The organism is Streptomyces sp. NPDC032126, from assembly GCF_055580085.1.
The window spans coordinates 603,918-624,436 of sequence record NZ_JBVIMA010000006.1; the positions used below are offsets into that span (position 1 = coordinate 603,918).

The 20,519-nt window shown below is 72.2% G+C and carries 17 protein-coding genes and 1 pseudogene; 15 read left to right on the forward strand and 3 right to left on the reverse strand.

Annotated elements, in window-relative coordinates:
- The first annotated feature begins 215 nt into the window (after positions 1-215).
- The 8 genes from ACZ5NW_RS25135 to ACZ5NW_RS25170 all read left to right on the forward strand — a co-directional run bounded on the left by ACZ5NW_RS25135 (position 216) and on the right by ACZ5NW_RS25170 (position 9,372).
- Positions 216-1,082: an AfsA-related hotdog domain-containing protein gene (locus ACZ5NW_RS25135; RefSeq protein ID WP_468746132.1), complete on the forward strand. Its 867-nt coding sequence runs from the start codon at positions 216-218 to the stop codon at positions 1,080-1,082.
- Positions 1,079-3,814 carry a PEP/pyruvate-binding domain-containing protein gene (locus ACZ5NW_RS25140; protein WP_468746133.1) on the forward strand — a complete coding sequence of 912 codons (2,736 nt, stop codon included), beginning with the start codon at positions 1,079-1,081 and terminating at the stop codon, positions 3,812-3,814. Before ACZ5NW_RS25135 ends, ACZ5NW_RS25140 begins: the two co-directional genes overlap by 4 nt.
- Positions 3,811-4,698, forward strand: coding sequence for a hypothetical protein (locus tag ACZ5NW_RS25145; RefSeq protein WP_468746134.1), 888 nt, complete (start codon positions 3,811-3,813; stop codon positions 4,696-4,698). The genes ACZ5NW_RS25140 and ACZ5NW_RS25145 overlap by 4 nt, the downstream gene beginning before the upstream one ends.
- A gap of 61 nt (positions 4,699-4,759) precedes the next feature.
- Positions 4,760-5,386 (forward strand): hypothetical protein, encoded by a 627-nt coding sequence (locus tag ACZ5NW_RS25150; RefSeq protein WP_468746135.1) that lies wholly within the window; start codon positions 4,760-4,762, stop codon positions 5,384-5,386.
- Between the two features lie 14 nt (positions 5,387-5,400).
- Positions 5,401-6,120: a DUF6182 family protein gene (locus ACZ5NW_RS25155; protein ID WP_468746136.1), complete on the forward strand. Its 720-nt coding sequence runs from the start codon at positions 5,401-5,403 to the stop codon at positions 6,118-6,120.
- A 14-nt stretch (positions 6,121-6,134) separates the two neighbouring features.
- The gene (locus tag ACZ5NW_RS25160) at positions 6,135-7,031 is read left to right on the forward strand and encodes an HIT family protein (protein ID WP_468746137.1); all 897 of its coding nucleotides are present in this window, start codon (positions 6,135-6,137) and stop codon (positions 7,029-7,031) included.
- Positions 7,028-8,239 carry a cytochrome P450 gene (locus ACZ5NW_RS25165; protein ID WP_468746138.1) on the forward strand — a complete coding sequence of 404 codons (1,212 nt, stop codon included), beginning with the start codon at positions 7,028-7,030 and terminating at the stop codon, positions 8,237-8,239. The genes ACZ5NW_RS25160 and ACZ5NW_RS25165 overlap by 4 nt, the downstream gene beginning before the upstream one ends.
- Positions 8,185-9,372 (forward strand): hypothetical protein, encoded by a 1,188-nt coding sequence (locus ACZ5NW_RS25170; protein WP_468746139.1) that lies wholly within the window; start codon positions 8,185-8,187, stop codon positions 9,370-9,372. The genes ACZ5NW_RS25165 and ACZ5NW_RS25170 overlap by 55 nt, the downstream gene beginning before the upstream one ends.
- Here ACZ5NW_RS25170 and ACZ5NW_RS25175 read toward each other — a convergent pair.
- Entirely contained in the window at positions 9,270-10,244 is a 975-nt protein-coding gene (locus ACZ5NW_RS25175) for a LysR family transcriptional regulator (RefSeq protein ID WP_468746140.1), read from the reverse strand. The two genes, ACZ5NW_RS25170 and ACZ5NW_RS25175, sit on opposite strands and share 103 nt — an antisense overlap.
- Before the next feature lie 114 nt (positions 10,245-10,358).
- On the opposite strand from ACZ5NW_RS25175, the gene ACZ5NW_RS25180 reads away from it, so the two are divergent.
- From ACZ5NW_RS25180 to ACZ5NW_RS25210, 7 genes are all read left to right on the forward strand, one after another.
- Entirely contained in the window at positions 10,359-11,189 is an 831-nt protein-coding gene (locus ACZ5NW_RS25180) for an oxidoreductase (RefSeq protein ID WP_468746141.1), read from the forward strand.
- Positions 11,190-11,429: 240 nt separating this feature from the next.
- Positions 11,430-12,701 (forward strand): DUF4190 domain-containing protein, encoded by a 1,272-nt coding sequence (locus ACZ5NW_RS25185; RefSeq protein ID WP_468746142.1) that lies wholly within the window; start codon positions 11,430-11,432, stop codon positions 12,699-12,701.
- 146 nt (positions 12,702-12,847) lie between these two features.
- Entirely contained in the window at positions 12,848-13,600 is a 753-nt protein-coding gene (locus tag ACZ5NW_RS25190) for a GntR family transcriptional regulator (RefSeq protein WP_468746143.1), read from the forward strand.
- 376 nt (positions 13,601-13,976) lie between these two features.
- Complete coding sequence (locus ACZ5NW_RS25195; RefSeq protein WP_468746144.1) at positions 13,977-14,210, forward strand: SPOR domain-containing protein; 234 nt, start codon at positions 13,977-13,979, stop codon at positions 14,208-14,210.
- Positions 14,211-14,240: 30 nt separating this feature from the next.
- Positions 14,241-14,738 carry a (deoxy)nucleoside triphosphate pyrophosphohydrolase gene (locus ACZ5NW_RS25200; protein WP_468746145.1) on the forward strand — a complete coding sequence of 166 codons (498 nt, stop codon included), beginning with the start codon at positions 14,241-14,243 and terminating at the stop codon, positions 14,736-14,738.
- A 117-nt stretch (positions 14,739-14,855) separates the two neighbouring features.
- Complete coding sequence (locus ACZ5NW_RS25205; RefSeq protein ID WP_468746146.1) at positions 14,856-15,287, forward strand: ATP-binding protein; 432 nt, start codon at positions 14,856-14,858, stop codon at positions 15,285-15,287.
- Positions 15,288-15,500: 213 nt separating this feature from the next.
- Complete coding sequence (locus ACZ5NW_RS25210; protein ID WP_468746147.1) at positions 15,501-18,161, forward strand: SpoIIE family protein phosphatase; 2,661 nt, start codon at positions 15,501-15,503, stop codon at positions 18,159-18,161.
- 27 nt (positions 18,162-18,188) lie between these two features.
- Here ACZ5NW_RS25210 and ACZ5NW_RS25215 read toward each other — a convergent pair whose 3' ends face one another.
- Both ACZ5NW_RS25215 and ACZ5NW_RS25220 read right to left on the reverse strand, forming a co-directional pair.
- The gene (locus ACZ5NW_RS25215) at positions 18,189-19,052 is read right to left on the reverse strand and encodes an immunity 49 family protein (RefSeq protein WP_468746148.1); all 864 of its coding nucleotides are present in this window, start codon (positions 19,050-19,052) and stop codon (positions 18,189-18,191) included.
- A 12-nt stretch (positions 19,053-19,064) separates the two neighbouring features.
- A pseudogene (locus tag ACZ5NW_RS25220) lies at positions 19,065-20,519 on the reverse strand (hypothetical protein); the annotation flags it as partial.

Sequence of the window (20,519 nt, forward strand, 5' to 3'; positions counted from 1 at the left end):
AATAACCGAAGGGGGATCGGTATGGAAAACGACACCGGATGGGGATGACCCTCCGTAGAACGTTCTGTACATCGGCACACTGACGTTTCTCGACACAGCGACGTTTCAGTGGTTTCTTGCCGCTGACTTTTCTTGGCTCGGTGCGGGCGTTTCGCGCTGCCAATTTCCGGGACCGCTTGTCCCATGCCTGAATTCCATGCGAGAGGTGGGTAGTTGTGGTTGACAGCAGTGTTCTGACCACGGCACGAACGCAGAAGTCCGGAAAGTCGACCGCCGTACTTCAGGTGGACACGGAGGACACCTTCTTCTTCGACCACCCGCTGGACCACGTCCCGGGCATGCTCATCGTCACCGGCCTGGTGGATCTGGTCCGGCAGGAGGTCGGGGCCGTCGAGCCCGATCAACGGCTCAGGCTCGCCCTGGACTTCGGCAAGTTCTGCGAGCACGGCCAGGAGATCACCCTCGCCCTCGGCGGGCCGACCGAGGCGGCCGGGAGTGACGCCGGCTGGGATCTCACCGCCGAGGTCGGCTCCCTCGCCCTCTGCACCGGCCGTGCCGTCCCGCACCGCGAGCGCCCCCAGCGGGTGCCGTTCAGCGCCGCCGGCTCGCCCGTCGACTCGCCCCTGCCCACGGCCCGCCTGGTCCACCGGGTCCGGCCGGAGAACGTCCTCGTCGACGAGGTCCGGCAGGCCCAGGGAACCCTGAGCGCCCGCCTGCGGCAGCTCCCCGAGGGCCACCCGATCGAGTGGCGGCCCTTCGAGCAACTGCTGGAGGCCGCCCGCCAGTTCGGCACCCTCGTCGCGCACGTCGTCCATGGCAAGCCCCTCGACACGACGTTCGTCCTGAGCAGCATCGAGGCCGACCTCCCGATGCCGCACCCGTCCGGCGAGGTGTACCTGAAGTGGGTACCGGAGGTCTGCAAGGGCCGCAAGATCCACACCGAGGTGCGGCTGTACGCGAACGCGGCCGACGGCTCGGCCGACGAGATCGGGCGCGTGTCCTTCGACGCGCTGGGCGTGAATCCGCGGGAGTACGAGGTGGTCCGGTTCCGGCGCGCACGTACGAGGGAGCGCGCTTCGTGACGTCCGGAATGATTTTCGCCGACACCGCTCCGGAGGCGGCGAACCCCCAGCTCGTCGGCCATAAATTCGCGCGTCAGGCGGCGCTGCGGACGGCCGGGTACCGCGTCCCCGAATTCGTCTGTGTGTCGGTCGCCGCCTTCGACAAGATGATCGCCGGAACCGATATCCCCGAGGTGACGGACCGCGATCCCGCGGGGCTCACCGCCTGGGCGGAACGGGCGAGCGGCGCGGTGCTGAAGGCCGGGGTGCCGGAGGAACTCGCCGCGTCGCTGTTGCGGCATTTCGACCGGCTCGTCGGCGAGGACGGGGTCGTCGCCGTTCGCTCCTGCACCGCCGCCACCGAGAGCGGCGGGGGCGAGGACTCCGCCGAGGACCCCTTCGCCGGACTCGGGAGCAGTTTTCTGGAGGTGACCCGGGACGAGCTGATCGCCAAGGTCTCCGCCTGCTGGGCCTCGGCGTTCACCACGGAGGGAGTGCTCTACCGCTCCGCGCGCGGCGGCGACCCGGCCGCGCCGAGGATGGCCGTCGGCATCCAGAGGATGGTCACCGCCGACCGGTCGTTCGTGGTCTTCAGCCGTGACCCGCGTGACGGCGGGAACGACCGCCAGTGCCTGGTGGCGGCGGCCTACGGGCTGGGCGAGGGGGTCGTCCAGGAGCAGGCGGACATCGACCACTTCACGGTCGACCGCGCCACCCGGGGCACCCCTGCCGTGACCTCCCACATCACCCACAAGAAGCGTCGGGTGGTCCCGGCCGCATCCGGCGGCACCGTCGTCGGCGCGGTCCCCGCGGAGCTGGCGGACCGTCCCGTACTGGACGAGTCCACGGCACAGCAGGTCGCGGAGCTGGCGATCTCGCTCGAAGAGCACTTCGGTGAGGCCCAGGACGTGGAGGGCGCGATCACCGCGAGCGGCGAGATCCACCTCCTCCAGGCCCGTCCGATCGTCTTCGCCACCGACCGGCCGACCACGCGCGAGCTGCACTGGAGCAACGGAAACATCTCCGAGAGCTACGCGGGCGTCACCTCCGTGCTGACGCACTCCGTGGCCGCCGAGCTCTACGCGGTCGGGCTGGAGGGGCTGTACCGCAGCATGGGCGTCCCCGAGCGGACGCTCCGCCACGACCGCTACGAGCTGCGGCGCCTCGTCGCCCATCTCGACGGACGCGTGTACATGCGGCTGGAGAGCTGGTACCGCCTGCACGGTCACGTACGGGCGTTCGCGGCGCTGCGGCGGCAGTGGGAGAAGGCGGTGGTGACGGCCAACACCGGCGTGGCGCCCGCCGAGCCGGGCCTGCTGCGGCGCGCCGCGGTGACGGCACGGGAGGTTCCGGCCGCGCTGGTCAGGCGGTGGCGTCATCCCGCCCGTATGGCCCGCTTCTTCACCTGGTGGGAGGAGCGACGGGAGGCGCTGCCGGACCCGGCCGACCGCTCGCCCGCCCAGATCGTGGACGACTACCGGGAGTTGTGGGCGGACGTCGCCCTGCACTGGGGCGGCACGCTCGTCAACAACACCTATGTCCTGGCGGAGTTCGGCCGCGCGGAGCGGCTCATGAGCCGCTGGGCGCCGAACGCCGACCGGGGTGTCCTCAACGGCATGCTGTGCGACGGGCCGGTCAACCGCTCCGTCCTGGCGATCCGCTCCCTCATCGAACTCGGGGAAGCCGTCGGCGCCCATCCCGAGGCGCGCGAGGCCGTGCTGGGCGACGCCGGAGCGCACGAGGTCTGGCGCCGGCTGTCCGGCGCCGAGTTCGGCCCGCGTCTCGCCGAACTGGCGCACCGGCACGTACGGCGCTACGGCTACCGCGGCCTGCACGACCTCAAGATCGAGACGCCGGTGATCGCCCAGCGCCCCCACCTGCTGATCGACCAGGTGCGTTCGGTCGTCGCGTCCGGTCGCACGGTCGCGGACAGCGTGGCGGAGGAGCGGCGGGTGCGCCGGCAGGCGGAGGAGGCGCTGCGCGCAGCCGTCCGCGATCCCGTGCGCCGTGCGGTCCTGCGGCGGGTCCTCGGGTCGCTCCGCGGCCGTCTGCGGGTCCGGGAGGATCTGCGGTTCTGCCGTACCGAACTGATGGGCGTGACCCGCCGGATGGTGCTGGCGCTCGGGGAACACCTCGTCGCGGCCGGGCAGTTGGACGCCGTCGAGGACGTCCATCACCTCACGATCGACGAGGTGCTGGGCGTCTACGAGGGCACGGGGTCCGGCGTGGACCTGAAGGCGCTGGCCGGGCTGCGCGCGGCCGCCACCCGGGCCGCCGCCGATCGCGCCGATCCGCCCGGCGTCTTCGCCACGGACGCGGACCTGCCCGCCGCCGCGGCGCTTCCCCGGGCCGGGGCGGGCGGGGACGGCGCGGTGCCCGTCCTCACCGGGCTGGCCTCCAGCGGCGGCCGGGTGCGCGGCCGGGCCCGGGTCGTGACGGATCCGCAGACGGACCCCGAGTCCTGCCGGGGCAGGATCCTGGTCGCCCGGGAGACCGACCCGGGGTGGCTGTATCTGATGCTGGCGGCCAAGGGGCTCGTCGCGGAGCGCGGGACCGTGCTGTCGCACACGGCGATCACGGGCCGGATCTTCGGCATCCCGACGGTGGTCGCCGTGGCCGGAGCGGTCCAGCACATTCCCGACGGCGCCTGGATCGAGGTGGACGCCGACCTCGGCACGGTCACCGTCCTGGACGGCCCCGGGGACGACGGACCCGACGCCGGCGAGGACGAGGACGAGGTGGCGGCACCGTGATCACCCGGCTCGCCCGGTACGCGAGGCGCTATCCGCTCTGGTTCTACGCCGCCGTGGGCATCGGCTGGTCGTACGGCCTCACGTCCCTGCTCCAGGCGGCCCACCGCACCGGCGACGGCCCGTCCGGGACCGGCCTCGCGATCACCGCGGCGACGATCGCGATCACCCACTTCCTCTTCCGGGCCGCGGACGACGCGCGCGACGTCGAGTACGACCGGGCCCACAACCCCGACCGCCCCCTGGTCACCGGGGAGGTGCGGGTGACCGATCTGCTGCTGCTGTTCTTCTCCGGCATGTTCGCGCTGCTCCTGCTCAACGCGCCCCGTGGAACGCCGGCGGTGGGCTTCGCCGGGTTGTGCCTGTACGCGTTCCTGATGCTGGGGGTGGAACGGCGGTTCAACTGGCCGCATCCGGACAAGCTGCCCCTGCAACTGGCGGTGAACATTCCGCTGCAGGCGCTGTTCGGGGCGTACGTCTACCTCGGGTTCGCGCGCTCCGCCGACGTCGGCCTCACGGCGTTCGACGCCGCGGCGATCGCGGCCTGCATGCTGTGCGTGGTCCATCTCGAATTCGCGCGCCGGCTCGTCCGCGATCCGGCGCCGACGGCACGGACGTATGTGCACTCGATGGGCGTGCACGGCACCGCCGGTGCCGCTCTGGCCAGCGCGGTCGTGGGCACCGCGCTGGCGCTCGGGGCGACCCGTCCCTGGGCGGCGGACGGGCGGGCGGCGGGGTGGCTCGTACTGATCGCGCCGCTGATCCCCGCGATCGCCGCGCGGCGTTTCCTCAAGGGGGCACCCCGGTGGTCCATCGGCCTCGCCGTGCTCTACGTGCTGCTGTCCTTCGCCGGATTCGCGGTCGTGGGCCCACTGAGCCGCGTCTGACGAACGCCACCGCACCGGAAGAACACCGACGGAAGAACCGACGGAAGAAGGGAGTAGGGGTTTGACCGGCTTCTGGACCTTGCTGGGACCGGATTTCTCCGGGAAATCAACGATCCTGACGCGTCTTCACCGCGAGTACGACTGGCAGGTGATCTCGCACGACGACCGCGCTCTGGCCTCGGCTCCGCTGATCCGCCGACTCCGTGACACCTGGATGTCCGAGGCGTTCCCCGGGGCCGGCCGCCGGTACTCGGCGGAGCTGGTGCTGGCCGCACTGCACCCCGTCGTCCTGCATCTGCGGGACGAGCTGGCCCGGGCGGCCGATCGGGAGCGGGTGATCGTCGACTCGTACTACTACAAACTGCTCGCCAAATGCGCCCTGTTGGGCATCGAGGATGAACGTATGTTTGATTATTGGCGATCGTTTCCCTCCCCACGCGGCGTGCTCTACCTGGACGCCGCCCCGGAGGTGACGTGGGCCCGCAGCGGCGACGGCACCAGGGTCAATGCCTTCGAGCACTTCGGCGAGCGGCCGGGCTTCCCCGGATTCGCCCGGCTCCAGTCCGAACTGCGGGGCGCCCTGCTGAAGGAGGTCGCCGAGCTGCCGGTGACCCTGATCGACGCCACCGCGCCCGAGGACCGGGTGCTGGCCGATGTGCTCGCCGTCATCGGCCCGCGCACGTCATGAGGTCGCCCGCGCCGGTGGGCGCGCCACCGCGAAGGGACCTGGCCGCCCTGTTCGACGAGCGTGCGCGGTCGGTGTCCGGGGCGGCGGCGGCCGAGCAGGTCTGCGTCCAGGTCACGCTGCACCGCCTGGACATCGCGGACGTCGTACGCGGCGCACGCGCCTTCGCGGCGGGGCTGACCGAGGAGGAGGCCGGGGCGTGGCTGGGTTCATGGACCCGGACCCGCTTCCTGTTCGGCAACCCCAGGAACCTGCCCGAGCACACACCGCCCCGGGTCGTCTCCCCCGGGGGCACGACGGCCTGGCTCGGCCCCCATCCACACGGCCACGCGCCCGGGGCGAGCCGTCTCCTGCGCCCCCTGACCGGCTCCCTGCCACAACCGCCGCCCACGCTCGACGTACCGCCCCCGCCCGGCGCGGCGTCCTCGGCACCCGCCGCGCCCCGGCGCCTCTACCTCGCCACCCGCCATCTGACCCTCGTGCGGTACCTCGTCCATCTGCATCACACCGTCACCGAGGCCACCCTGCTCGGCCACCTCGACCCGGCCGAGCCGCTCCGCCTCCTCCACCACCCCGACCTCGACGCGGACCTCCCCCGCGACAGCGAAATCAACCGGCACGGCGACAGCGGGACAGACACCGGCGGCGGCGTCGGTCACGGCCCCGGATACGCCCGGGTCCACTACGCCACCGACCAGCCGTCCGCCCTCCGCCTCTACGCATGGCTCGCCCCCTGACCCAGGAGTGAACGATGGAAAACCCGCCCTTCTCCGACGCCGACCTGGCCCGGCTCGCGCTCTCCGTACGACTCAAGGACCTGTCCGACGCGCTGCGCCAGGCCGTCGCCGCCCCCGACACACCGCCGGGGCAGGACGCCGCGGCCGGCCGTGACGGCTCGCTCGCGCAGGGCATCCACCGGCTCCTCGGCAGCGAGGTCCCGCGACTGGAGGACGCCCTGATCGCCTACCTGCGCACCCGAGGCACCGCGTGGGACCAGGTGGCCGAGCTCACCGGCGTGAGCGAGGGCGACGCCCGCGCCCGCTGGGGCACGGTCGGACCGGACACCTTCCCGGACCCCGACGCCGTGCTCGGCTCCCTCGACGAGTGGTACGTCCGGCACGCCCAGCTGGAACCGCTCGCGCACGTCGGCGACCCGGTCAGCCGGCTGATGGGCCACACCGGCGACGCCCAGGAGCAGCGCTGCCTGATCTGCGCCAAGTACGCCGGCGAGCCGGTGCCCGCCTGGGCCGGCCGGCCGCAGCCGCCCGGCGGTCATCTCGTGGACGACGGGATCTGGCGGGTCGGACACGGCCCGACGGCGTTCTGGCCGGCCGGCGCCCTGCTGATCGAGTCCCACCGGCACTTCCTGGACTACGCCGACTTCACCGACGAGGAGGCGGCCTCGCTGGGAGCGCTGATCCGCCGGCTCATCGGGCCGCTGAAGCAGGTCACCGGGGCGCCGCGCGTCCACGTGTGGTCGTGCATGGAGGGCACCCCGCACTTCCATCTGTGGCTGGTGCCCCGGATCGGGGACGTGCCGAGCGGCCGCGCCTTCATCGCCGACCCCGGCCGCGGCACCGACGCGGAGGCCGAGGAGATCGTCCACGCGGTGCGCAAGCTCCTGGAAGAAGAGGAGGGCGAGCAGTGACGGCACCCGTGGGAACAGGAGGAGAGCGAGCGGCGACGGCGCCGGTGCTGTTCCCCTTCCCGGACCACGAGGGCACGGAACCGGCTCCCGGATTCGCCGCCCTCACCCGGAGCGGCCGGCTGGTCCCCGTACGGTTGCGCAGCGGCGCCCCCGCCCTGGTCGTGCACCGCTACGAGGACGTGTGCCGGGTGCTCACCGACCCGGCGTTCGTCCGGTCGCCGGCGGCCCGCTTCGGCCTCACCGGCCGGTCGACCGAGTCCCTGGCGCTGAACGCCGTGGATCCCCCCGACCACACCCGCCGACGCCGCGTCGTCGCCCAGGACTTCAGCCACCGCCGGGCCGGACTGCTGCGCCCCGAGGCGGAGGCGATCGCGGAGAGCCTGCTGGACCGCATGATGGGGCAGCCGGCCCCGGCCGACCTGCTGGCCGACTTCGTGAGGCCGTTCACCACCGCGATGACCAGCCGTGTCCTCGGTCTGCCCGAGGACGACGTGACCCGGCTGCTGCCCCTGGTCGAGCGGATGATGTCGACGACCGCCTTCACCGGGGCGGAGGTGGAGTCCGCGCACCGGGCGATGTTCGAGGAGATGGAGAAGCTCCTCGACGCGCGGCCGGCGGACTCCGGCGGAATGCTCGGCACGGTGGCCGACGCCATGCGCGCCGGCGAGGACCTGACCCCGCACGAGGCGGTGCACCTGGCCTACGGCCTGCTGATCGCGTCCCATGAGACGACGACCAATCAACTCACCGTGTGCGCGCTCATGCTGCTGAGGGACCCGGAACTCGCCCAGCGGCTGCGCGACCGCCCCGCCTTGCGCCACACCGCCCTGGCGGAGATGCTCCGGATCGCCTCGCTGAACGCCACCGGCGGAGTCCCGCACCACGTACGGGAGCCGGTCACGCTCGCCGGAGTGCGGCTGGAGCCCGGCACCATCGTGGTCCCGCTGGCCGACGGCGCCAACCGTGATCCGGAGGTGTTCCCCGACCCGGAGACGTTCCGCCTGGACCGGTCCGGCGCGTCGCACGTCTCCTTCGGGCACGGCCGGCACCGCTGCCCGGGCGCCCACCTCGCCCTCATGGAACTGGACGTCGGCATGAGCGCCGTACTGGGACGGCCGCGGCTGCGCCTGGCTACAGGGGAGGAGGAACTGCAATGGCGTACGGGCATGTACGTCCGGGGCGTGCGGAGCCTGCCGGTGACCTGGTAGCCGCCGGGCCGCCCCGCAGGATCCTGCTCGCGCCGGTGACGGTGAGCCCCACCAAGCCGCTGACCCCCACCCACCTGAAGTACCTGCTCTCCCTCGACATGATCCAGCGGGCGACCGGCGCCTTCGCCACCGTCGACTGCGCCTATCACCACTCGGTCTACACGGGCAGCCGGCAGGTGGCCGGGTTCTGGGACTTCCTGGAGCGCCACCACCCCGGTATCGCCGCCGCGGAGCTCTCCGAGGAGGACATCGGCCGCCTCTACGTCGCGTACCACCGGAGCGAGCCCCGGAGCTTCGACGCGATCCGGCCCATGGTGAGCCGGGCCGAGGCGGGCTGGACGCATCCCGTCACCGCGCGGATCCTCGACCTGTGGGAGGCGCACTACCGGCGCCTGGGCCTGCTCGATCCGCAGCTGGGCCGGGCACACCCCCGGTTGGCCACCGTCGACGAGGTCGTCGACCTGCTCGTACGCCACGACCTGTGCATCGACGGCCGGCCCTACGGCGCGCCGGTCTACGTGGACGCCACCCGCAAGGGCCTTCCCCTGCGACCCGTGCTGAGCGCCGAGGGCCAGGCCAACTACCTGCTCTACCTCCTGCGGGAACTCCTGCCGGTCGTCGCGGACTACGACCTGGTCGTGCTGGCCCATGACACCGAACTGCGCACCGACTACCGCACGGTCGCCCACGTCCTGGAGACCCTGGGCGCACGGGTGACGCGGTTCGAGGTGCCGCGCGTTCCGCTGGACGGCCGGACCGGCTCCGCCCGGACCGGCGGCTGGGAGGGCTACACGCTCGACGCGATCGAGGAGGCGGTCGGCGGGGGGAGCGAGGAGGCCGCCTTCCGGCTGGGGTTGAGGCTGTACCTGGTGGCCGGACTCGGCCGGACCGCCCGTGAGTCCTTCTCGGCCGACCTGCTGCGCCGCTGGATCCGGCGCACGGAACGCCTGTTGGCGGACACCACCAGGGATGGCGAGATCCCCGCCGGGTATCTGGGCCGGCTGGCCGGACGCCGTGGTTACGTGGAGCCCTACCGCCTGGCCACGTCCGTGCTCAGCCGGGACAAGGACGTGCCGGTGGCGGGCCTGATCCGGGTGGCCGGGGGAATTGCCCTGCCGCAGGCCTCGGCGTAGCCGCGCACCAGGGGCCGGTCGGCGTCCTCGGTCCGCCACGCCAGGGCGTAACGGCTCGGCGTGATGCCCCGTACGGGCCGGGTGGTCACCCCGCCCAGGGTGATCAGCGGCGCGTTGCCCGTGGCGACCAGGCAGACGCCCTGCCCGGCGACCAGGGCCTCGTACGTCTCCTCGGTGCTCGCCACCTCCGCGCCGATGCGGGGCGGGCGGCCCGCGCGGGCGTCCAGGGCGAGCCAGTGGTCGCGCAGGGGGCCGGCGCTCGCCGGGAGGGCGAGGAAGGGCTCGTCGGCGAGGTCCGCGAAGTCGACCTCCTCACGGGCGGCCAGCGGATGTGTGTCGGGGAGGGCGACCAGGCGGGGCTCCTCGGCGAGCACCGTCCAGTCGTACCGCTCCGCGCCGGGCAGCGGCAGCCAGACGAAGGCGACGTCCGAGGTGCCGTCCGCGAGGCCCGCCGTCGGGTCCTGCCAGGTGATCTGGCGCAGGCGCAGCTCCGCGCCGGGGTGGGCGGCGGTGAAACGGGAGCGGATCGCGGGTAGCAGACCGCCCCGGCCGGGGCTGCTGCTCATGCCCACGACCAGCGTGTTGCGGCCCGCCGCCCTGGCCGCCTCCACCGCGGCATGGCCGGCCTCCCAGGCGGCCAGCACCCGCCGGGCGTGCGGGAACAGGGCCTCGCCGGCCGGGGTGAGCGCCACTCCGCGGCCGTCGCGGTCGAACAGCTCGGTGCCCAGCTGCCTCTCCAGCGCCCTGATCTGTTTGCTCAGCGCCGGCTGCGACACGTAGAGGCGTTCCGCCGCGTGCGTGAAGTGGAGTTCCTCGGCGACCGCCGCGAAGTAGCGCAGGTCCCGCACATGGACGTCTCTGGTCATGCCCATCGGTTATCACCGAGGGTCTTGGACCTTCAACCCGCTTTCCGTGCAGGCTGGTTCCTGTCAGAAGTGAGCCAGACAAGTGAACCGAGCGAAGCAAGTGAACGAGGGGGAGTACTCATGAACAAGGTGTGGCTGGTGACGGGGGCCAGCAGCGGCTTCGGGCGGGCCATCGCGGAGGCCGCCGTCGCCGCCGGCGACGTGGTCGTCGGCGCGGCCCGGCGGCCCGAGGCGCTCGACGACCTCGTCGCCGCGCACCCCGACCAGGTCGAGGCCCTGCGCCTCGACGTCACCGACACGGCGGCCGCCGAGAGCGCCGTGCGGGACGTGGTGGCCCGGCACGGACGGATCGACGTGCTCGTCAACAGCGCCGGACGCACCCATGTCGGCGCCTTCGAGGAGACCACCGACGCGGAGCTGCGCGAGCTGTTCGAGCTGCATGTCTTCGGGCCCGCCACCCTCACGCGGGCGGTGCTGCCGCACATGCGGGAGCGGCGCTCCGGGGCGATCGTCCAGCTCAGCAGCATGGGCGGGAAGATGTCCTTCGCCGGGTTCTCGGCCTACAGCGGGACGAAGTTCGCCCTGGAGGGTCTGTCCGAGGGGCTCGCCGACGAGGTGCGGGACTTCGGCATCAAGGTGCTGATCGTGGAGCCGGGTGCCTTCCGCACCTCGCTGTTCGAGCCCGGCCGGGCCGGCGTCAGCAGCGACAGCGGGCTGTACCCCAAGGTGAGCGAGACCCGCGGGTTCGTGGCCGGCGGCGACGGCAGCCAGCCCGGCGATCCCGCCAAGGCGGCCGCCGTGATCCTCGCCGCCCTCGACGCCGAGGAGACCCCGCTGCACCTGCCGCTGGGCGACGACGGGGTCACCGCGGTCCTCGGCGCCCTGGACACCGTCCGCGCGGAGATCACCGCGTGGGAGAAGACGGCCAGGGCGACCGGCTTCGACGACTGACACCCCGCCTCACCCCTACGCCTCCTCGTCCCCGTGGCGGGCCGGGTCACCCACCCGGTCCGCCGCGGGGACGAGCCATGTCCGCCCCGGCTCCCGCGCCCGTACGCGTCGACCGCCCGTATCGCCGCATTCGTGACCCGCGTTCCCTGCCCGCCGGTCACGCGCTTACCATGCGCCCAGTCGCCTGTCGTACGTCGTACGCCAGTTCTCACCCCTGTCCGAAGCAGGAGCACGGTACTCGTGTCCATACCCCCGCCTCCCGGTCCCCGCGAACCCGAGGACGACCCGTTCCGGGCACCGCGCGAGCCGCAGGGCCCGACCGCACCAGGCCCGAGCGCACCGGCACCCGGGGCGGCACCCGCGCCCGGGGCCTACCCGCCGCCCGGCGGGGCGTACGGGGCACCCGCGCCGGGGCCCTACGGGGTGGCGCCGTACCCGACCTGGGGGCAGGGCTACACGCCGGTCAACCGGCAGCCGGCCGTCAACGGGGTGGCCATCGCCGCGCTCGTGCTCGGCGTCATGTGCTTCCTGCCCGCCGTGGGTCTGATCCTCGGCGTCATCGCCCTGGTGCAGATCCGCAAGCGAGGCGAGCGCGGCAAGCCCCTGGCGATCGTGGGCATGTCGCTGTCGGCGCTCGGGCTCGCGCTGTGGATCCTGTCGCTGTCCACGGGCGTCGTCTCCGGGGCGTGGGACGGCTTCAAGGAGGGGTTGCACGCCGACTCCAGCCTGGCGCTGAAGCAGGGCGAGTGCTTCGACATCCCCGGCAGCGACTTCGACGAGTACGTCGACGATGTCGACAAGGTGCCCTGCTCCGGCGAGCACGAGGCCGAGGTGTTCGGGGTCGTGCCGCTGCCGGGGCGGTCCTTCCCCGGCGACGGCTATGTGAGCGACCTGGCCGAGAAGCGCTGCTGGGACCTGCGCGACCAGTACGCGATGGACCCCTGGGCGACACAGGGCGACGTCGACGTCTCCTATCTGACGCCGACCCGCGACAGCTGGGACTACGGCGACCGGGAGATCACCTGTGTCTTCGTCCCCCGGGACGACTCGGACACGTTGACCGGCTCCCTCCGGGCCGACGAGACGACCCTGAACGCCGATCAGATCGCCTTCCTGAAGGCGATGAAGGGCGTCGACGACGTGCTCTTCGACGAGCCCGAGGACTACGCCGAGGACGACCTGGAGACCAACAAGGACTGGGCCGGGGACGTCCACGAGGCGCTGGCCGAGCAGATCTCGGCGCTGCGCGGGCACACCTGGCCCGCGGCCGCCAAGCCGTCCGTCGACGCGCTGGTCAAGGACATGGCGAAGGCGCGCGGCGAGTGGTCCAAGGCATCCTCGGCCGGTGACGTGGACACGTACTACCAGCACTACGACGCCGGGTACGAGTACGTCGACGGCGACACCACCGTCGCCGCCCGCCGGGCCCTCGGCCTCGCCACCACCCCGCCCTCGTACGACGAGGACTCCGGGGACGGCAGCTCCGACCGCGAGGGCAGTTCCCAGGTGTGAGTCCGGCCGTAGCGGGAGAAAGTGCCTGCGTAAAGCCTTTCCCCGGCAGAAGTCATCACATCGAGTGATTCTCTGGCCTTTGCTTGCACGGGCCAACCCACGGTTGCCACGCTGTTGCTGTCTGTACAACCTGATGGGAGCGGCCAGTGACTTTCGGTGAGCAGCCGGCGTATCTGCGTGTCGCGGGTGATCTCCGCAAGAAGATCGTCGACGGTTCGCTGCCACCGCACACCCGCCTCCCGTCACAGGCCAGGATCCGCGAGGAGTACGGCGTCTCCGACACCGTCGCCCTGGAGGCCCGCAAGGTGCTGATGGCGGAGGGGCTGGTGGAGGGCCGCTCCGGCTCCGGCACCTATGTGCGGGAGCGGCCCGAGCCGCGCCGGATCGCCCGTTCGGGGTTCCGGCCCGCCGGCGGGGCCACACCCTTCCGGCAGGAGCAGGCCGACGCGGAGGCGCGCGGCACCTGGGAGTCCAGCAGCGAGCAGGTCGCGGCCGGCGCCGCGGTCGCCGAGCGGCTCGGGATCCCGGCCGGCGACCGCGTGATGTGCACGAGATACGTGTACCGGGAGGCCGGCGAGCCGATGATGCTCTCCACCTCCTGGGAACCCCTCGCCGTCACGGGCCGCACCCCCGTGATGCTGCCCGAGGAGGGCCCGCTCGGCGGCATGGGAGTCGTCGAGCGGATGCGCGCCATCGACGTCATCGTCGACAACGTCACGGAGGAGGTCGGCGCCCGCCCCGGCCTCGCCGAGGAACTGCTCGCCCTGGGCGGCGTCCCCGGCCATGTGGTCCTCGTCGTCCAGCGGACGTACTACGCATCGGGCCGCGCGGTGGAGACCGCGGATGTCGTGATCCCGGCCGACCGGTACCGGGTGGCGTACCACCTGCCGGTGCGCTAGAGCCTTCCTTCGGGTCGCGGGGGTCTGGAGGCACGGGAGTGCGAGGGTGTGCGCAGGCGCACACTCTTGCGGTCGTCACCCCCGTTGAGGGGCGGCCACGCCATGGCCGACGGCCCCTCGGAGCCGGTCGTTTCCGGTCGTTCTCGCAGGTCGTCCCCGATGTTGTCGGTGTGCCGCCGACAGGAGGCCTCGCAGGGCGTGCCCGGCGTGTTCGAGGTCGTGCGCCCCCTGCGTCCTGGCTGGTTGCGTACCTCTTTGTGAAAAGCCGTGTTCGCTGCGTAAAGGTAAGGCGTACGCTCGGGCATATGCGGATTGCGGTTTCCTTAGAGGGTGGGGCGCGGGGCGGGCCGCGGACGGAAAGGGGGCGTGGAGCGCGATGACCGACGGGACCATCTCTCTCCCCTGGCTCGTCATACGGCAGGACGACAACGGCAATCGCTACCGCGTGGGCAGATACGCCACCCGCGCCGAGGCCCAGAAGGTCGCGGACAGCCTCGACAGCCGCGGACACAAGCAGCTCTACTGGGTCGAACGCGTCAGCCAGGCCCAGGCCAACGGGCAGCAGCAGAGCGTGCAGAACACTCAGAGCGGGGACGGCACCCGGAACTGACCGTCACCACCGTCCCGTAGGCTCCCGCGCATGACCGAACGGATCGTGGTCGTCGGAGCCGCCCTGTTCCACGATGGCCGTCTGCTCGCCGCACGCCGCAGCGCGCCCCCCGAGCTGGCCGGCCGCTGGGAGCTGCCCGGCGGCAAGGTGGAACCCGGCGAGCGGCCCGAGGCGGCCCTGGTGCGCGAACTGCGCGAGGAGCTGGGCGTCGACGCCGAGGCCCTGGACCGCGTACCGGGGGAGTGGCCGCTGAAGCCGCCGTACGTCCTGTCGGTGTGGACCGCCCGCCTGCGCCCCGGCTCCGCCGCCCCCGAGCCGCTGGAGGACCACGACGAACTGCGCTGGCTGGGACCGGAAGAGCTCTGGACCGTCGACTGGCTGCCCCAGGACGTACCAGCGGTGACCCGCCTCACGGCCCACTGGGACGAAAGGGATGCGGGGCGAAGCCCCGAAAGGGGCGCGGGGAACTGCGCGACCAGCCACAGCGCACCCGCAGCCGCCCCACCACCGCGCCCCGAGAGCACATGAGGCGCACGGCCCACCCGGCGGAGCCACTCGTACGCCGTTCGTGCCACAGTGCGCCCTCCGGTACGGTACTGCCCCCGCGATATCGGGTATGTGCCCATTAACCCCATGAAACCGGACATGGCTGATCCGCTGGCCTGGGAAGTGATGGGCGTGATCGACACCGAAGGCGACTGCGCCGAGTGGACGTTTCCCGCGGACCCCGGAGCGGTGCGCACCGCCCGGTCGGTCGTGCGGGGCCAATTGCGCGGCTGGGGTCTCGACAGCGTCACCGACATCACGACCCTGCTGGTCAGCGAGCTGGTCACCAACGCCCTGCGGCATGCCACCGGCCCCATCGGCGTCCGTCTGGTCCGCCCGCCCGGCCTCGGTGACGTCCTGCTCGTGGAGGTCTCCGACCCGCTCCCCGACCCGCCCCGCGAGCGCCCCGCCCGCCCCGAGGACGAGAGCGGCCGCGGACTGCAACTGGTCGCCTCCTCGTCCCGCCGCTGGGGCAGCAGACCCGGGGACACGGGCAAGACGGTGTGGTTCGAGCTGGCGCTCCCGCGCTGAGGGGCCGTGCCCCGGGAAGTGTCGGACTGAGTGATTCGACGGTGTGTCCGCTGGTTAGAAGACTGGAAGTGTTCTGGCAGGACGGTCCAAAAAACGCCTGGACCGTGCTGTGATCGTGAACATCGTGTCGTGCGGCGCCGTAGTGCTGGATACTGCGGGCAGCCGCCTCCGGTGACCGGTGCCGGGCGCGGTGAGCTGGAGGGGACGGTTCGCGTGAGCGAGATACCAGCGAGGGCCACGGAGTCCGAGGACCCGTCGGGCGGCGCGAGGGCGACGTCCGCGGGTGCGGGGAGCGCCGCCGGCGGTGCGGACGCGCCCGCGGCAGCCGTGAGCACGTTCGCCTCCACAGAGGCAGCGCCCGGTGACGCTCTGTGGCAGAGCAGCCCTCCCGGCTCGATATACGACTACATCAGGGTCGCCTCCTTCTCCATCGGCCCCGACGGACTCGTCGACCAGTGGAGCCTGCGCGCCGAGCAGATCTTCGGCGTCCCGGCCGAGCGGGCCGTCGGCATGGACCCCATCGACGCGTTCGTCGACCCCGATCTGCGCGACCAGGGCCAGCGCAAGATGGCCGAGATCCTCGACGGACGCGAGTGGACCGGAACCGTCCCCTTCCGCATGCCCGACGCGGCGGACGGCACGCGCGGGGAGGAGGGGCTCGCCGAGGTCTACGTCATGCCGACGCTCACCCCCGACGGCGACCGGGCCGCCGTGTGCATCATCGTCGACGTGCGAACCCTGCGCAGCATCGAGACCGACCTCGCCGCCTCGCAGTCGATATTCGGCCAATCTCCCTTCGGCTTCCTGCTCATCGACACCGACTTCAGAGTGCGCCGCGCCAACGAGCGGTTCGCCTCCCTCTTCGGCGGGACCCCCGAGGACCACCGCGGCAAGGGCGTGTACGACTACCTGCCCCGGCCCGAGGCCGAACGGGTCCAGGCCGTGCTGCGCAGAGTGCTCCAGACCGGCGACTCCGTGACGGACATGCACGTCACGGGCTTCGTGCCCGGCTCCGACGACCGCCGCCACTGGTCCATCAACCTCTACCGGGTGAAGAGCGGCAGCGGCCGCCCCATCGGCATCGCCTGGCTCGGCATCGACATCACCGCCCGCCGCGCCGCCGCCCGCGAGGCCGCCGCGGCCCGGCGCAATCTCGCCCTCCTGAACGAGGCGGGCGCCCGCATAGGGAACTCCCTCGACCTGGAGACGACCGCCCGCGAACTCCTCGACGTCGTCGTCCCCGGCTTCTGCGACCTCGCCACGGTCGACCTCTACCAGGGGCTGCTGGCCGGCGACGAGACCCCGCCCGGCCTCGCCGACGGCAGCGCCGAACTGCGCAGAGTCGCCTTCTCCAGCGCGGTGTCCGACGTCCCCCTCGCGGGCGCCGACACGCCCGTCGCGGTGGGCGCGGTCCACCACTTCCCCTTCAACTCACCCTGCGCGGACGCCCTGCGCACGGCACGCCCGCAGGCCATCCCCGGCGAGGAGGGCGGCCTGGTGCAGTCCACGCTGGCCGTGCCGATGGTCGCCCACGACACGGTCGTAGGACTGGCGCGGTTCTCGCGGACCAAGGGCAGCGAGCCGTTCGGGGACCGGGACCGGGATCTGGCCGTGGAACTCGCGGCGCGGGCGGCGGTGTGCATCGACAACGCGCGCCTGTACCGGCGGGAGCACGAGCGGGCGTTGATACTGCAACGGTCCCTGCTGCCGCCCGGTGACCCGGTGGCGTCGGGCCTGGACATCGCCTGTCGCTATCTGCCCGGGAACGTCTCGACGGGCCGCCCGAGCGAGGTGGGCGGCGACTGGTTCGACGTCATCGAACTGCCAGGCCACCGTACGGCGTTGGTGGTCGGCGATGTGATGGGCCGCGGTCTGCGCGCGGCGGTGGCGATGGGCGAACTGCGCACAGCGGTACGCACCCTGGCCCTCCTCGACCTCGAACCGGCGGAAGTCCTCTCGGCGTTGGACGAGATCGCCCGTGGCCTCGGCACGCCCGGCGGTGTCCAGCAGGCCACCCGCGCGGCCCGCCGCCCCCGCGAGGCGGACCTGTCCGAGGTGTACCTGGCGACCTGCGTCTACGCGGTCTACGACTCCGTCACCCGGCGCTGTACCTTCGCCAACGCCGGCCATCTCCCGCCGGTGCTGGTGGAACCCGGCGAGGCGGCGCTGATGCTGGACGTGCCGCCGGGCATGCCGCTCGGCGTCGGCGGAGAGCCCTTCGAGGAGGTGGAGGTCGAACTCCCCGAGGGCGCGCTCCTCGCCCTCTACACGGACGGCCTGGTCGAATCCCGCGACCACCCGCTCGACGAGGGCCTGCAAGCCTTCGTGGGCGCGCTCACGGACCCCTCCCGCCCCCTGGAGGACGTCTGCGACCACGTCCTCAACACCCTCGACACCCACCACGGCGAGGACGACATCGCCCTGCTGATGGCCCGTGTCCAGGGACTGCCCGCGGAGTCGGTGGGCGACTGGACGCTGCCTCGGGAGCCGCGCAGTGTGGGGCGCGCGCGGGAGTACGCGCGCGGGCAGCTCCTCAGCTGGGACATGGAGCCGCTCGTCGACACGACGGAACTCCTCGTCAGCGAACTGGTCACCAACGCGCTGCGGTACGGCGAGGGCGAGATCAGACTCCGCCTCCTGCTGGACCGCACCCTGGTCTGCGAGGTCTGGGACTCCGGCCTCGTCCAGCCCCGCCGCCGCCGGGCCCGCGACACGGACGAGGGCGGCCGCGGCCTGCAACTGGTCGGCCTCCTCTCGGCGGCCTGGGGCTCCCGCCGCACCCCCCGAGGCAAGACGGTCTGGTTCGAACTCCCCCTCCCCGACGGCGAAACAGGCCTGACCGACCCGGCGGAGGCGTTGCTGAGCCTGTTTTAGAGCCGATCCGCGGGCCGCCTGCGGCGGTCAGTATTCGATCTCGCCGATCCAGGAGTACTGGAGAAGTGCCTTGGGCAGGTAGTCGGACTCGACCTCCACCGGGATGCCCTGGTCGCGGGCGAGGCAGGCCATCGCCAGGGGGCCGAGGGCGACGAGCCCGTCGGCGTGCTCGGCACGGTCCTCGTCGGCGGTCCAGTAGTCCTTGTGCCAGCGCAGCGCGTCGGCCAGCGCCTTGTTGAACTGTTCGGCATCGCGGCGGATGACGCGGAAGAGCAGGATCATCGGCGGATAGAGGATCTTCGCCATCAGATCCCTGTCCGCGTACCGCAGCGCCTCCGGAGCGGTGCCGTCCACCGCGGCGACGAGCTTCTCGCCCACGTCCTGGCGGCCGAGCCAGAAGCCCTGCAACGCCTCCACCCAGGAGTAGATGTACTCGTCGAACACCGCGCCCGAGTCACGCAGCAGGGCGATGGGCACCTCGGCCAGCCGGCGCAGACGGTCGTTGTCGCGGCAGATCATCGCCAGATAGAAGGAAGTGACCCAGGCGCCCGCGTTCAGATGCGACTCGGGACCGATCGCGGGCAGCGTTCGCTCCCGCTCCTTGATCCGGCAGGTGACGGTGGTGCCCTCGGGTGCGGTCGCCGCGGCGAACAGCGCGGACCCGGTCTGCATCGCCGTGACCCAGGCCTGCCACGTCTCGAACTTGACGGCCTGCGGGTCCGTCGCACAGCGCTGCTGCGCCAGGGTGAGCGCCGTGCTCAGCGCCTGTGGCCGCAGCACGGGCGAGTCGGGGAACTCGTCGAGGATCCAGTCCGCGGTTTCGCCGAGGGCGTCGAGAGTGTCCGGCACGTCGTCCGTGGAGTACTCGTGTCGGGGAACGGTCGTGACCACTGACGCTCTCCTCTAGGGCTCGTACTTGATCGGGAACTGCTCCAGGGTCGCCCCGGCGTAGCTGCCCGCGTTCTCATTGGCCTTCACCAGGACGTAGTCCAGCTTGCCATCCTTCCACGCGCGCAGGATGGCGCCGGCTATGCGGGCGTCCGCTCCCTTACGGCCGATCATCTCGGCGATGATCGTGTGGACGTATTCCGAGGTGCCCTGCCGGACCATCCAGCCCTTCGCGGGGCCGGCGCCCTGGCGCCAGATCAGGTCGCTCTTGGGCGCCTTCGCCTCGACGATCAGATAGCGGCCGTCCTCGTGCTTGTACAACTGGTCGAACATGTTGGCGCCGTTACGCGTCTTGGGCAACGTCACCGGCTCGAAGTTCGCGAACTCCTGCGGCACGACATGGACACTGGCCGCCTCCTCGCCGAGCCGCTCTGCGATCGCGCTGTTGTTCGGCGTACCGGGAAGCTGCTTGTCGTACGCCTCCTTGGCGTCGGCGAGAGCGTCCTGGAGCGCAATGTCCGCCGGGTTCGCCTTGACCGCCTTCTCCGCGGCGGTGAGTTCCGCGGCGACGTGGCGGTCCTTGGCCACCCTGTCGAGGTGGTCGACCTGGGTGTCGGTGAGGGAATCCGTCTTCACCGGCACCGGGTCCAGCCTCGGCGGTGGCTGCTTGGACGGCATGGAGTCCCGGGCAATCCAGTTGCCGTCCGCGTCCTTGGCGAGGATGGGCAGGGGTTCGCCGTGCTCGTCGACGATGTCGGTGCTGTGCCGGTGGCCGTCCGAGCGGTAGTGGTCCTTGAACCAGTCCGGGTCGGTGTTGGCCTTGTGGATCTGGTCGTCGATGATCCGCTGCTGCTCCTCGGGCGTCCGCTCCGGCCGGGTCTCGTCGCCGGTCCCCGCGCCGTCGTCCGCCTGGTTCGCGGGCGCGTCCGTTTCGTCGGCGTTCCGGCCGACGTCGCCCAGGTCGTCGCCCGTGTGGCCGAGGTCGCCGAAGGCGTCGTCACCGAACCGGGCGGCCAGGTCGTCGAGGGCGCTCGAGGAGATCGGGCCGCCGGGGCCACCGGGGCGCGGTCCGGTGTCCGCCGCGCCGGTGGCGCCGTTGTCGAGGCTGCCGGACGGCGAGATGTGGTCCTGCCCGCCGGGCAGTTGGTCGCCCGAGCCCGGGGTGTGGGTGCCGGGGACCGTGTTGTCCGTGCCCGTCGGGATGCGCTCGTCCAGTGCGTTGGTCGGCATGTGGTCGCCGACTCCGCCGCCGGGGAGGTGGTCCGCGGTGCCGCCCGGGAGGTGGTCGCCGATGCCCGCGGCGTTGTCACCGATGCCGGCCGCGTTGTCGGGGACGCGGCCGATGTCGCCGAGGTTGTTGCCCAGGTTGATGTGTTGGGCCGCGTCGGCGGTGTGGGTGGCCGCGCCCGACATCGCCGGGACCTTCGCCGGGTCCGGGGTGTGCGGGACGTCCGCGCCCGCCGGACCGGT